Genomic DNA, 12773 nt, shown 5'->3' on the forward strand with positions numbered 1-12773 from the left:
TCGTATGGCTGGACAATTCTCTTCGGTGATTACCACAGGGTCTTTTGGGCCTGTGCTTGTTGGGTACCGACACAGGCAGTGTGTGTCACTGCTGAGACTCCTCAGGCCCTAGAGAGGGCTATGAGGGACATAGAGGCTCTGTATCCGAAGAGGCCAGGTGGAGTAAGGCAGTGATGGAGAAAGAGCTTGAGGAGGCGACTGAGAAAGCTAGAGCATCCTTCTATGACCTCTTCGGAATCATGATTGCTCATGAGCTTGATTTCCCGACTCTTCATAGGCTTCTCGTCTGGCCTAACCCAGTGAAGACGGCTTATGAGTACTGGCTGAGGCAGATGAATGATGTAGCGCGCATCCTGGCTTACCGGGATGGTGTCGAGCCGGGTGCGAAGCTCTCCGAGTCGGACAGAGTGAAGCTCACTGCTAGGGCTTGGGAGTTGGTTTCTGAAAGTGTGGAATCAGCTTCTTCTGCCCGTTCTTGAAACATTTGACCTGTCGCACTCCTCTTGCTGAAGGGTTAGGGATAGGTCCTCGCACATGATGTTGCGAAAAATCTGCACTTCGATATTCATGTCCCAGCTGGAAACTATCTCTCCAGTCATTGCAGAGGTGTGCGCTTTGCTCATTTCCCCAGCGATCGCATATGCATAAGACCATGCCTCTGGACTGGCATAAATAGCCATATCATTATGAGATTGCTGATACCCATCACATTCCTCTGGGTATCCATAATGAAGAGGTGTCCTTTTTTCTTGAGAGGCACTTGCTAGGCCCGAGAGAGTGTCGTGGCATTTTACAGCTTCCCGTATAAAGGTCGAGTAGATTTTCTCTCTCTTTTCTCTTTCTATTCTTTTCTCCTCAATTTCCACTTGGACCTTATGGATTTCTTTAGAGTGGGAGCTGGTGAATCTCAGGCTGAAGATTATTCCCCCAAGGGAAATGGCTGCCGATAGGAGTACTCCAATTAGGGAGATTATGGCGGCTGGAATAGTTCTATCTTTCAGGGTTGCCAACTGGTTCCTGTTGTTGGCTTGAGGGGCGTTGGATGACAACCCGTCTTGGTGGCTTGCTGAAGAATTCGTATCCGTCATGTCCTTTGAGACTTTCTGCGGTGCGCCTGAGTTCCAAATGATCTAGATCGGGTTGGTATAGCGGATAAGAGGTCTGTTGGGGGCATTCTGGGTGCTAGATAGCTAAGTCAAGGAGATAAAGGATATAGGGGAATCTTGGGGACTTTTGGGGAGTAGCCCATGGGAAGAGGCATCGGATGCAGAAGAAGGTCCTTCCCGGAACACAAGAAGGCCCCCGGCTTTACGCCGGGGGTCCCCTGTCTTCTAATGCCTCTGTACGGCTCTGAGAAGCCCATAGAGGGCTTTGGTGGGCTTCCTGGCTATCTACCCTGGGTTAGAGGGCTCCTAGTGCTTCCTAGGGCCTTGTAGGCGTCTCTCTCGCGGTTTACCCGTTCCTCCTTGAGGCGGTGGTCCTCAGCTAGGCCCAGCTCCTCAGCGATGCCGTCTAGGTGCTCTCGACTCACGTCTAGGCATCGGTACCTGTCACCACCCTTAGGGCCTGTGCCCTTCTCCACTTCGGCTAGCTCGAAGTCTGTGAGCGTCTTGAGGGCTCTCCGGAGTTGGTGTGACTTGAGTCCGGTCAGCTTCACTGCCTCAGCCATGGACACATGCTCTCTGGGCATCTTGGCCCAGATCTCAGAGGCTCTACCTCCTAGAGCCTTAGGAGAGGTGAACACAGGATGTGTGACGTTTTTAGTACATACCGTCTCTGTCCCCCCATGAGTTGAATATGTACTAGTTCTGTCACACTTACCTAGGTTGAACCTGTAGGAGGCAGTCTTTTCGACTGCCTTGTCTCTGGTGATCCATCCTTGGTCTACAAGCCGCTTGAGTGCGGCGCTTATAGTCCCTTTGCTTCTACCGGACCTGAGATGCAGCTCTCTGATGGCAGCCATAGGAGAGTATGACTCATGTTCTTCCCCTAGCCCGATGAGGGCTAGAAGTACATCCCTATCTGTAGCCTTCTTGAAGGTAGCTGCCTCTACTGCTGCCCGATAGGCAGCGATGCTCTGAGAGAACTTTTCGGAGTCGAAGCCTAGGGTTACGTTGTTTTCCTTGACGTAGAGAACGGCTTTGTCATAGGTCCTACCGGCATGGTCTATAGCTGCTCTGTGTCCCTTGAGATATTCGATCTCCTGAGTCTTAGCGAAACCTCTGTTAGTCGGATCAAGGCTCTCTCCGACATACCAGTCTCTAGAGAAGCCGGTAACTACGGCAGCGATGGCAATAGCCATCTCTGCCCCGTGCCTTGTGTCGCGCTTGCCTTCTGTATCTCCCTCTCTCATAAGTCGAGCAAACTTAGGCGGTAGCTGCTTGGCTTCTTCCTTTTCGGAAGGAGTGCCATTAGGCGAGAGCCTGCTGAGTGCTTCGGCGACGGTAGGAGGGTCTATAAGGCTTACAGGGAGACCCCACCTGTGGGGAGACAGAGGAGGTCTAGTTGCCTGAGTGTGTCTAACGGCATCCCCCGGTATCCCGGGGTAGTTAGCTCCGAGAGCTTCTCTGAAGTCCTCTTCGCTCATCTCTTCGGGGAGAATGACCCACAGATGCCTATGCTCTTCTCTGCCTGAGGCTGTAAGGACTGTCCCAGCTCCTAGGAGGCTTTCCGCCCAGTCCTTTACCTTGAGTCCCTCAGTGACTAGCTCAGGGCTGTCTAGATCTAGTGCGACTACTCCTGTCCGGGGGTCTACAGCGAAAGCCATACCTGAAGACACAGCGTCTTCTATGGGTACCCAACCCTTCGGTTGGTTATCGCTATCGATGAGCAAGGCTTTGCCGCCCTGCTTCACAACGGCTCTAGCTAGGGCTAGCACATTATCTTCAATTTGGTTCATATTTATCTCGCCTCGGGCGGGAAAATAGCCCAAGCCCTTTAAGGTCTTGGGCTTTCTCTTATAGGTTTCTGCTGGTTGTAATGTTTTCATTCATGGATATTTATGCTGCTTGCTGGCTGTCAAGCCAGCGCTCCAGGTCCGCATAACGGGCTCGGAGCTGACCCCCTATTCGGAGAAAAGGGATGCCCTCCGCTTTCCAGTTGTCATAGATCCAACTAGTTCGCACACCCAGGTAGTTGGACACCTCTTCCACGTTGAGAAGGCGGCTGGTGGGCCGTGTGTTGTCGCTCATGTGATCTCCACTGTTCAGTTGGTAAGTAGCGGACCAGTCGCCAAACCGGCTGGTCAGGCACCCTGTGGGCCGCCGGGCTTCAGTCTCTCAAGTTTCATGTGCTCTATGTCAACCCGTTAATGTTTAGGCTTCCAAGCCGCTCATCTATGACGTACGCTGGTGCTCATGGACAACCAAGCGAAGGTGGTGAGCCACCGTGTCGGTGCGTGGCTGGTGGAGATGCTCTGGCCTCCGGGCGACAGCGGAGGAGGGCCGAAGGAGGTTCGGATCACTCCGCACCCTGAGGCGGACCCGGTAGAGGTGAACCGGGGGATCACTACCGGCACCCTTCGAGCTATCCCGCTGGCCCAGACACTCACGCAGCTGAGAGGAGAAGCCGAGGCTGAGCAGCGGGCAGACAGTGCCTTTCAGCAGGATCGGGAGGTCCACTTCGAGAGGCCAGTGCAACGCATCAGAGCTGCTGTGGAGGCTGACCCGAAGCCGGGACGGAAGGGACGTTCCGATGCCTTCTTCCTAGCGGTGGCATGGGCTTACGTCTGGCTGAACCACCACTGGCACGCACCTAACCCGGTCCAGCAGCTAGCGGAGGCGTGTGGCGTAGAGCGACGCCTTGCAGCCAACTGGGTTCGGTTGGCCAGGGAGAAGGGTTTGCTCACCGAGGCAACGGAAGGGTTCCCCGGTGGAGAACTGACCTTCAAAGCGATGAAGATGATCGACGAACACGAACAGAGGGCATGAGTGGCAAGTGTCATCAAGAAGTGCGGGTGCACGGCATCGAAGTGTGCGCACCCGTGGACAGTGCGGTACCGAGAGCCAGGAGGGCGGCAGGGCGCGAAGCGTGAGAAGTCGTTCCGGCTGAAGAAGGATGCGGAGGCCTTCGCTACCAAGGTCGAGTATGACAAGAACGCTGGTCTCTACCTCGACCCGGAGCGGGGCAAGGTCCTGGTGCGGACGTGGGCTAGTGACTGGCTCTCTCGGCACGTCGTGAAGGAAGCGACGCGACGTAACTACCAAGGCTTCATCGACAACCACCTCGTTCCGTCCATGGGACGCAAGACGCTCCTTGGCGTCACGGCGGCTGACGTGAAGAAGCTTCAGGCGGACATGCTCGCGTCAGGGCTGGCTGCTACGACGGTCAACGATCGGCTGAACTGTCTGCGTTCGATGATGTCCGCAGCGGTGAAGGAGAAGCGCATCCCGGAGAGCCCCTGTGATGCGGTGAAGCCGCTCAAGGCACCTCCTGTCGCCGTAGACCCTGACAAGATTCCGACCCTGGAAGAGGTCAACGCGATCGCTGAGGGGATGTCCGCTCAGTACAAGCTGACCGTGTGGCTCATGGCGGGTGCTGGTCTTCGAGTCAGTGAGGCTCTGGGGTTCTCGGCTGAGTGCCAACGTGAGGGGTTCCTCAGAATCAGACGTCAGGTCAGCTCCAAGGCGAACCAAGAGGGATGCCGTACTCGTCTCGTTCCGCTCAAACACCGGACGGCTGAGGAGTACCGGGACGTTCCGATCCCTCCGTTCCTCGATGAGGAGATCACGGCGTACGTCGAAGAGTGGGGGACCGTGACGGTAGAAGGTGTGGAGGTCCTCTTCTCTCCCAAGGAGCGGGGCAAGGGGTACATGCCGACCGCTTCAACGTTCGGTTACCACTGGAAGAAGGCACTGAGGGCGGCAGGGCTGGAGTCGAAGGGGTACACGCCTCACAGCCTCAGGCACTTCTACGCCTCTACTGCCCTAGCTGGTGGTGTCCCGCTGCTGGAGGTCTCCCGGTGGCTCGGGCACCGCTCCATCAAGGTGACGGCTGACACCTATGGCCATCTGATGACGGATGCTCCGGAACGGTGTCGTCTCATCATGCAGCAAGCCCTTCGCCCTCAGCAGCCGGGCCTACGTGCAGTCGCCTAGTGGTGACCTGCTCTGACCGGTGGTGACTTCGTGGTGACCTACGTAGCTGTTAAGCCTGAAATCTACGGCTTGACCAGGGAAGAGATGCAAGTGCTAGAAGTTCCGCTTCAACGTGTAGCCGGGTCCGGCGTCCGGGGACTCCCGGTCATGGGCGCCGCGCGTGGGTCCCGGTGCCGGCCGGTGGCGCTCAGCCGGGCCGCCGGGCCAGGCCGGCGCGATGAGCCCACACGGCGACCTGCACGCGATCACGGAGTGCGAGCTTGGTGAGAACGCGGCCCACGTGCGTCTTCACGGTCGCCTCGGACAGGTACACGATGCGGGCGATCTCGATGTTGCTGAGGCCGTCGGCTATCAGGCGGACGATCTCGAGCTCCCGGTCGGTGAGGAGGTCAGCCGCGGGAGGCCGTGCGTCGGAGAGAGGATCGGCCGGCGGGTGTGCGAGGAGCCGCGCCACCACGCGGGCGGTGATGGCGGGGGAGAGCACGGCGTCCCCGCGGCCGGCCGCGCGGACCGCGGTGGCGAGCTCGTCGATCGGGGCGTCCTTGACGAGGTAGCCGCACGCTCCGGCGGCCAGCGCCGCATGCACGAGCTCATCCGCGTCGAAGGTCGTGAGCACGAGGATCCGTGCGGAGGGAGCCGCGGCGAGGATCCGCCGGGTCGCCTCAAGGCCGTCCGTTCCGGGCATGCGGATGTCCATCAGGATCACGTCGGGGGCCCACGTGGCGGCGGCGCCGACCGCCTGTGCGCCGTCCGCCGCCTCGGCGACGACCGTCAGCCCGTCCTGGGCGTTCACGGTCGCCACGATCCCGGCACGGACCAGGTCCTGGTCATCGGCGACGAGCACGCGGATCACAGGGCGTCCCGGGCGTCGGCGACCGCTTGGGACGGATAGGGCACGGACGCGCACACGGCGAAACCGGTCGTCCGTTCGACCCGCAGACTCCCGCCGACGCTCTCCAGGCGCTCTCGCATCCCGGACAGGCCCAACCCGGATCCTGGCGTCGACCGGGGCGGCGACGGCACTGCGTTGTGCAGGCGGATCATGATCCGATCCTCGCACCAGCGCTGCTCCCAGTCGAGCACGCCTTCGCCGTGGCGCAGGGCGTTGGTGAGCCCCTCCTGCACGAAGCGATGCATCGCCGACTCGGCGGCCGGGCCCAGCACCCGCGGCGTCCCGGTCGTCCGGCGCCGCACCTGCAGGCCCAGGTCCTGCATCCGCGCGGCCAGGCCCGGGAGGTCCGCGAGCGTCGGAGGGCGGTGCAGGTCCGCCTCCGGACCGCCGCCTCTCAACGTGCGGAGCGTGACCCGGAGGTCGCGCAGCGATTCCCGGGCGGTGTCCTCGATGACGTCCAGAGCGCCCTCCGCGCCGTCCGGGTCGAACCGGGCGACCCTGGCCTGCCCGACGATCACCGTGAGCGAATGGGCGAGGACGTCGTGCAGGTCCCGGGAGATCCTTGCCCGTTCGGCGGCGGCGGCGGCTTCTTCGCGGTGCGCGCGATCGCGCTCCTCCAGCTCCAGCTGCGTCGCGACCAGGCGCGTCACCCGCAGCTCGGAGCGTCGGAGCGTCCCCGTCGCGACGGCGACCGCGCACACGGCCAGGAGGAGGACCGCCAGCAGCCACGGGGCGGGGCCGAACCCGCCGCCGACGATCGCGGGATCGGCGGCGTACCGGAACGCGGCGGCGACCGGTCCGAGCACGGCCGCGGCGATCGCCACCCTGCGATCGCCGCGCGCGGAGGCGCCGTGGAGCGCCACGAGGACGAGCGCGGTGGACGGGAGAAGGACGAACAGTCCGGTGACGAGGGCTTGCACCGCCGTTGTCGCGGTGATCGCCAGCAGGGCGATCGTGGGTGCGCGGCGCAGGGCGAGCAGGGCGGCATGGGACGCCGCGGCGGCGATCGAGACCGTGATCCCGGCGGCGAGGGGGAGCGAGACCAGGGCGACGGCCATCGTCGACGGCAGCAGGAAGAGGGCCGATCCCGCGACGAGCAGGAGGAAGCGCCAGCGGTGCACGCTCGCTTCCGTCATCCCCGCCTTCCCTTTGCGTCGATCATGCGGTCGCCGTCCGGAGCCGCCGGAACGCCCTCCTCGTACCGCACCGTAGCGGCCGCGAGGGTCGCGCCGAGCAGCAGCCAGGTCCCGTACACCCCCATCACGAGCACGGTCCTGTCACCGTCGTCGAACGTGAGCGTCGCGGCCGCGAGGTGCGTGACCTGCGCCAGCACGCCGAACACCATCAGCGCGCCCATGCTCAGCAACGCGAACGCGGCGCTCCACCCGGCGGCCGCGACCAGGCCGCGGGGGAACACGCGTATCGACGGCGCGGTGAGCACGATGATGCCGACCGCGGCGGCGCCGAACAGGACGATCTCCATCACGGGGAAGCCGACGGCGTAGGCGCTTTCGTCGCCCTGAGCCCACCAGGCGAGCTTCAGCAGGGGATAGGGGACGCAGAGCAGGAGCCCGAGTGTCCGCAGCCGCCGGTGCCGGCGGCCGGAGGCGACGCCTCGTGCGCTGCCGGTCTCGGCCCGGATCCGCCGGGCGAGCTGGACGGCGGTGAAGGAGGCGATCAGTGCCGCCGCCCGCGCGATGGCACCGGGGAGATCGATCTCCGAGAAGGTCCCGGCCGGGATTCCCGTGACGGCGAAGAAGCCCCGGAACGCATCCAGCAGCACGCCGCCGGAAGCGCCGAGGAGAACGGCGGACGATGTCCACGCCGCCGCGTGCGCGACCGCTTCCCGACCCGTCGCGCGGGTCAGCAGCGCGACGGCGAGGAGGACCACTCCGACGGTCCCGAGCCATGGGGGAGGAAAGATCTCGGCGTAGTCCGCGCCCGGCCCGCTCCACAGGGCGAGAGCGGAGGCGGCGAGAGCCGGAACGGCGGAGCACGCGGCCGCGATCGGGGCGGAGCGCTGCAGGAAGGAGGTCGGCTTCCCATCGCCCGCGGGCCGGCTGGTCGTCGTGTTCTTCAAGGTCATGCCCTCCACCCTGTCCTCGGGGCGCACGACCGCGGGTCATCCTCAGGTCGCCTTCCCCGCGACCTGGGTCGCGGTGTCGGACCGGGGTGCCGTCGAGGCGGCGGCCGCCGTTCGACGGAGTCGGTGATGTCCTTGGTTCGGGGTGAAAGACTGGAAAGTCTGGTTGGAGCAGTTTTCGGGTGTGAGGGCAGGGGTTTTTGTGCTGAGTGAATTCGTGCGGGACCAGACCTTCACCGTCGCGTGGTTCGGGCTGATGGTCGTGGTGTGGCTGGGGTGGGCGCAGGAGGATCCGCCCGCGGCGTGGCGCAAGTGGCTCGGGCTCGGCTCGGTGGCGGGCATCGCGCTGGCGGCGGGGTTCGGGGTGCTGACCGCGCGGCACTGGGCGGGGGAGACCGCGCTCGCCGACCGCTACCACTGGTTCGGGGTGCTGGTGGCCGTCGAGGTGGCGGCCGCGGGAGCGGGCTGCGCCGTACTGGCGCGGCGGGGCGCCGACCGGTGGATGGCGTGGTGGGTCGCGCTCGTCGTGGGGGCGCACTTCCTTCCGCTGGCCTTCCTGCTCGACGACGCGAGCATCGGCGTCTTCGGCCTGCTGCAGTGCGCGGGGCTCGTCCTGCTCGGCAGGTTCCTGCGCCGTAGCGACGTGACCGCGAGCCGTTATGTGGGACCGTTGATGGGCGCGTCGCTGCTGGCCTACGCGGTGGTCTCCGCGGGTCTCGTGGCGCTGGGCGGCACGGCTTCCTGAACATGGAAGGACGGCACCGCTCCACACCTCGTGGAGCGGTGCCGTTCTGCGTGGTCCAGAAAGGTGCATTCCGGAGCAAACGGGGACATAGCGAAGTCGTTATGGGTTGCTTCCTGGTGAGCGCCGGGAAATGTGTGGAAAACGCTGGATTCGGGATGTGTGTCCGAGGAAACGGCGGGCATGGGGGAGAGCGTTGGTGTTCTGGTGTGTCTGATGAGGACTGGGGGTGTGCGTGTGGGTAGTGCGACATGCACATCCGCGCGCCGAGACTGGGCATCTTGGTGAGTCGCTGGAACAATTGCCTCTCGTGGCTACGCTTGGTGCCACATGACGGAACAGGCGCGCCGGCGGGGGCGAGGCGCATAGGCGGAGGCGTTGATGGCTCGCAGGTCGGCTGTGGACGAGGGTCCTGCTGCGCTCGACGAGCCGTGGGACGAGGAGCCCAAGGCTCCCAAGAAGAAGTGGGGCGGTGGCGGCGGCCGCTGGTGGATCTGGGTCGGCCGGACGCTGCTGTGGGCGTTCGTCCTGGTCGTCGTGGTGAACGGGATCCGCGCGCCGTTCGAGCGCTTCACCGAGCGGCCGCCGGCGACCGGTGGCCAGACCGAGAACGGGGAGCCGCGCTTCCCGCGGACCCAGGCGTCGGCGTACGCGCTGCAGTTCGCGCAGGTCTACCTCAACTACGACGAGAACTCCTCCAACGGACGCCAGGCGGAGCTGGCGCACTTCCTGCCCGAGGGCGCGGACGCGCAGTTCGGTTGGAACGGTCTGGGCCAGCTGTCGGCGCAGCGCATCGAGGTGCTGTCGGTCGACGTGAAGGACGACAACAACGCGCTCGTCAACATCGTGGCCCAGACCGGGGCGCGCTGGATCACGCTGGCGGTGCCGGTGTACACCCGGGACGGCGCGTTCGTCATCTCCGACAAGCCCGCGCTGCTGGAGGCCCCGAAGAAGGCGCAGCTGCCGCAGGACGGCGGCGGGGAGCGCGACGAGGCGCTGGAGTCCCAGCTGAAGACGGACCTGAGCGGCTTCTTCCAGGCGTACGGCAACAGCGACGCGGTGAACCTGCAGCGCTTCACCGCGGGCGGCGGGATCACCGGCCTGGGAACAGCGGTGAACTTCGGCGAGATCCGCGAGGTGAACGCCCCGCCCGGTGATTCAGACGAACGCACGGTCACCGCGACCGTGATGTGGAAGGTCCCCCCGACCCAGCCTCGCGGGACGGAAGGTCAGCTGGAGCAGACCTACGAACTCGTCGTGGTGAAGAAGAGCGACCAGTGGAATGTTCGCTCGATCCGCGGCGCTGTGCGGGCCGGGTCCTAGAAATGAGGTTGTAGTGCTGTTCCACCATCTGGCGGCGGTCCTTCCGGTGGAGACGCTGGCCGCGCCCGGCGACCTGAACACCGAGGACCTGGCGACCTGGCTGCGGAACCTCTTCGGTCCGCTGTTCCTGGTCATCGTCTCGATCGTCGCGCTGTTCTTTCTCTTCACCCGGGAGATCACGAGGTTCGCGCAGTTCATCCTGCTCGCCATCGGCATCGGGATCATCTTCTACGTGCCCAACATCATCGAGGTGACGGCCACGTCCATCGCCAGAGCGCTGGGCATAGACCTGGACTGAGGTCGGCGGCGGCGAGGGGAGCGGCGTATGGATCTGCCCACATACACCAATGTCTGGCGTATCGAGAAACGGCTGTACAAGCTGTATGACCTGCGGTTGCCGATGCCGCTTCCGCTGGTCACGATCGGGGTGTACGCGGGTTCGTTCCTTCCCTGGATCGTCCTCCTCCAGTTCCTCGGCGTGCCGTTCGGCGCGCCGTGGCACGTGCTCTACCTCGTGCCGCCCGGCGTCGTCGCCTGGCTGGCGACCCGTCCCGTCATCGAGGGCAAGCGGCTCAACGAGCTGCTGCAGTCGCAGGCGCGCTACCTCAGCGAGCCCCGCACCTGGTGCCGCCTCACGCCGATCCGCGAACCGCTCGACGTCGTGGTCGTCGCCAGGGTGTGGCGCTCGCCCCGCCAGCTGACCCCGTCGCTGGACGCGCTCACCGAGGTGGCGGTGCCCGCCCGCCCGCAGCAGGCCGCGAGTGCGCCGACACCCGCCACCGCCTCCGCCCCCCAGCCGCTGTCGGAGTACGCCGCCGACTACGCGGCCGCCCACCAGGGCGCCGTCGCCCGCATGCAGGCGCAGATGAGCGCCCAGCACGTGCCCGCCCCCGAACCCGCAGAGCGCATGCCGGTCCCCGACACCACCCTCGACCTGCCGTCCGAGCCGCTGCGCACCGAGTCCGTGGCGCCCGAGGCCGTTCCGCCGGACGAGCCGGCCCCCGCCGCCGAGCCCGAGGACGTCGAGATCGGCGTCATCGAGGTCGAGGAGGAGCCGGCGCCCGCCCCCCGCCCCGAGGCGCCCGTGCGCCGCGCCCTCATCTCCGGCATCCGCCGCCCCGGCGAGGAGGTCGAGTACTGGCGCCCCGCCGGCGTCGAGGAGACCGGCGGCACCCCCACCCACGCCGTCCGCACCACCTTCGACGCCGCCGCGATCCGCCAGGCGGCCGCCGCGGCCCGCGCCGAAGAGGCCGCCCGCACGCAGGAGGAGGCCCGCGCCAGGGAGGCGGCACGCCGCCGCCCCCGCCCGCAGACCCCGCCCCCCGCGGACCGCCTCACCCCGGCCGAGCAGTCCGCCCGCCTCCGCGACTCCGCCCCCGCCCGGGAGGCGACCCGCGCCGAGGACACCGCCCGCATCCAGGACACGCTCCGCGAACACCGGGCCGAACACGCCTGGAACGCCGCCGAGGCCACGACCCGCGGCGACGAGCCCGTCTCCGCCCCCGAAGCCTCCTCCGCCCCCGAAGCCTCCTCCTTCCCCGAGGCTCCCTCCACTTCCGAAGTCCCCTCCACCGCAGAGGCCGCCGAAGTGAAGGCCGCCGTTCCGGCCGTGCCCGCGGCGACCGCCGACCACGTCCGGGAGGAGCCTCCCGCCGCGGAAGGCACCGGAGCGAAGGACGCCGTTCCGGCCGAAGACACGACGGTGACGAGCGCCGACCAGGGCCGGGAGACGACTCCCGCCACGGAGGACACTCGGGCGCAAGACGCTGTTCGGGGCCGGGACGGTGCTCCGGTGAGCGAGGATGCGTCCGTGATGGATGCTGGTCGTGCTCGGGAGACGGCGCCTGCCGTGGACCCCGCCTCCACGGAGGAAACCCGGATCGAGAACCCCGCGCGCACGAGACGCTCGGCGGACGAGGACGTCTGGGAGGCCGTGCCGGTCGCCGGAGCGGAACGGGAACTCCGCGCGGAGGAGTCGGCCCTGCTGCAGGAAGCGGCCCAGGTCGAGGACGCCGTGCGCGCGCAGGAGGCGGAGCGCGCCGAGGAGGACGCCCGCGCCGAACTGCAGGAGGCCGCACGGGCCGAAGAAGCGACCCGCGCCGAAGCCGAGGCCCGCACCGAAGAGGCCGAGCGCCTCAAGTACGCCGCCCGCATCGAAGACGCCGTACGCGCCGAAGAGGCCGCCCGCACCGAGACCGTCACTCCGACCGGAGAACCCGCATCCGAGGAGACCGTCCGCGTCGGGAACACAGCCCCGACCGGAGAATCCGCATCCGCGGAAACCGGAGAGTCCGCGCCTGCGGAAGAGGTGCACGACCACGAGACCGTTCGGCGGGAAGACCCCGTCGGACGGTTCGAGGAGGAGGCGGCGTCCTCCGAGGAAGGCGACGCGACGCTCGTGGACGAGGGAGCACCGGCCGTCTCCTCCGGTCCGTCCGCGTCCGTCCCGGAGGGGGACGAGCCCGCCGTGCACGAGGAGCCCGTCTCCGCCATGGCCGATGAGGAGCCCGCCGACCGTCCGGCGGCGGAACCGTCACCCGCCACCGCGCCCGGCATCCCGCAGATCCCGGGATCGTTCGGCGCGGCCGCCGCGCAGGCCCCCCGTCCCGAGAGCCCGGAAGAGCCCGAGGCTGAACC

The 12773-nt window shown here is 65.7% G+C and carries 13 protein-coding genes; 7 read left to right on the top strand and 6 right to left on the bottom strand.

The genetic code is table 11. The features are described 5' to 3' along the window. Window positions 1–170: 170 nt before the first annotated feature. Entirely contained in the window at window positions 171–479 is a 309-nt protein-coding gene (locus tag ABD140_RS09915) for a hypothetical protein (protein ID WP_344239116.1), read from the top strand. Here the strand turns inward: ABD140_RS09915 and ABD140_RS09920 are convergent. From ABD140_RS09920 to ABD140_RS40085, 3 genes are all read right to left on the bottom strand, one after another. Then, window positions 456–1088, bottom strand: coding sequence for a hypothetical protein (locus ABD140_RS09920; protein ID WP_344239118.1), 633 nt, complete (start codon window positions 1086–1088; stop codon window positions 456–458). The genes ABD140_RS09915 and ABD140_RS09920 overlap by 24 nt on opposite strands. Before the next feature lie 299 nt (window positions 1089–1387). Continuing rightward, window positions 1388–2989: a MarR family transcriptional regulator gene (locus tag ABD140_RS09925; RefSeq protein ID WP_344239120.1), complete on the bottom strand. Its 1602-nt coding sequence runs from the start codon at window positions 2987–2989 to the stop codon at window positions 1388–1390. A gap of 10 nt (window positions 2990–2999) precedes the next feature. Next, window positions 3000–3191: a helix-turn-helix domain-containing protein gene (locus tag ABD140_RS40085; RefSeq protein ID WP_425544092.1), complete on the bottom strand. Its 192-nt coding sequence runs from the start codon at window positions 3189–3191 to the stop codon at window positions 3000–3002. A 165-nt stretch (window positions 3192–3356) separates the two neighbouring features. On the opposite strand from ABD140_RS40085, the gene ABD140_RS09930 reads away from it, so the two are divergent. Continuing rightward, window positions 3357–3929 (top strand): hypothetical protein, encoded by a 573-nt coding sequence (locus ABD140_RS09930; RefSeq protein WP_344239122.1) that lies wholly within the window; start codon window positions 3357–3359, stop codon window positions 3927–3929. Beyond that, window positions 3930–5096 (top strand): tyrosine-type recombinase/integrase, encoded by a 1167-nt coding sequence (locus ABD140_RS09935; RefSeq protein WP_344239124.1) that lies wholly within the window; start codon window positions 3930–3932, stop codon window positions 5094–5096. A 187-nt stretch (window positions 5097–5283) separates the two neighbouring features. Here ABD140_RS09935 and ABD140_RS09940 read toward each other — a convergent pair whose 3' ends face one another. The 3 genes from ABD140_RS09940 to ABD140_RS09950 are packed head-to-tail and all read right to left on the bottom strand — an operon-like array spanning window position 5284 to window position 8074. Beyond that, a complete protein-coding gene (locus ABD140_RS09940; protein WP_344239126.1) occupies window positions 5284–5949 on the bottom strand; it encodes a response regulator in 666 nt (221 codons plus the stop codon). Then, window positions 5946–7124, bottom strand: coding sequence for a sensor histidine kinase (locus ABD140_RS09945; RefSeq protein ID WP_344239128.1), 1179 nt, complete (start codon window positions 7122–7124; stop codon window positions 5946–5948). The genes ABD140_RS09940 and ABD140_RS09945 overlap by 4 nt, the downstream gene beginning before the upstream one ends. Then, window positions 7121–8074, bottom strand: coding sequence for a hypothetical protein (locus ABD140_RS09950; protein WP_344239130.1), 954 nt, complete (start codon window positions 8072–8074; stop codon window positions 7121–7123). The genes ABD140_RS09945 and ABD140_RS09950 overlap by 4 nt, the downstream gene beginning before the upstream one ends. Window positions 8075–8273: 199 nt before the next feature. On the opposite strand from ABD140_RS09950, the gene ABD140_RS09955 reads away from it, so the two are divergent. From ABD140_RS09955 to ABD140_RS09970, 4 genes are all read left to right on the top strand, one after another. Further along, entirely contained in the window at window positions 8274–8816 is a 543-nt protein-coding gene (locus tag ABD140_RS09955; protein ID WP_344239132.1) for a hypothetical protein, read from the top strand. A 378-nt stretch (window positions 8817–9194) separates the two neighbouring features. Beyond that, on the top strand, window positions 9195–10136 hold the full coding sequence (locus ABD140_RS09960) for a conjugal transfer protein (protein ID WP_344239134.1): 942 nt from the start codon (window positions 9195–9197) through the stop codon (window positions 10134–10136). A gap of 16 nt (window positions 10137–10152) precedes the next feature. Continuing rightward, window positions 10153–10434 carry a hypothetical protein gene (locus ABD140_RS09965; RefSeq protein ID WP_425544097.1) on the top strand — a complete coding sequence of 94 codons (282 nt, stop codon included), beginning with the start codon at window positions 10153–10155 and terminating at the stop codon, window positions 10432–10434. Window positions 10435–10461: 27 nt separating this feature from the next. Then, window positions 10462–12773: TcpE family conjugal transfer membrane protein (locus tag ABD140_RS09970; protein WP_344239136.1), on the top strand; the 2312-nt coding region annotated here is incomplete at its 3' end.

The sequence above is a fragment of the Actinocorallia libanotica genome (assembly GCF_039525175.1).
Classification (GTDB): Bacteria; Actinomycetota; Actinomycetes; order Streptosporangiales; family Streptosporangiaceae; genus Actinocorallia; species Actinocorallia libanotica.

What these genes read in the sequence shown, in the direction of transcription:
- ABD140_RS09960 (WP_344239134.1), top strand. Translation starts at nt 9,195, where the DNA reads ATGGCTCGCAGGTCGGCTGTGGACGAGGGTCCTGCTGCGCTCGACGAG.
- ABD140_RS09945 (WP_344239128.1), bottom strand. Translation starts at nt 7,124, where the DNA reads ATGACGGAAGCGAGCGTGCACCGCTGGCGCTTCCTCCTGCTCGTCGCG.
- ABD140_RS09920 (WP_344239118.1), bottom strand. Translation starts at nt 1,088, where the DNA reads ATGACGGATACGAATTCTTCAGCAAGCCACCAAGACGGGTTGTCATCC.
- ABD140_RS40085 (WP_425544092.1), bottom strand. Translation starts at nt 3,191, where the DNA reads ATGAGCGACAACACACGGCCCACCAGCCGCCTTCTCAACGTGGAAGAG.
- ABD140_RS09930 (WP_344239122.1), top strand. Translation starts at nt 3,357, where the DNA reads ATGGACAACCAAGCGAAGGTGGTGAGCCACCGTGTCGGTGCGTGGCTG.
- ABD140_RS09950 (WP_344239130.1), bottom strand. Translation starts at nt 8,074, where the DNA reads ATGACCTTGAAGAACACGACGACCAGCCGGCCCGCGGGCGATGGGAAG.
- ABD140_RS09925 (WP_344239120.1), bottom strand. Translation starts at nt 2,989, where the DNA reads ATGAAAACATTACAACCAGCAGAAACCTATAAGAGAAAGCCCAAGACC.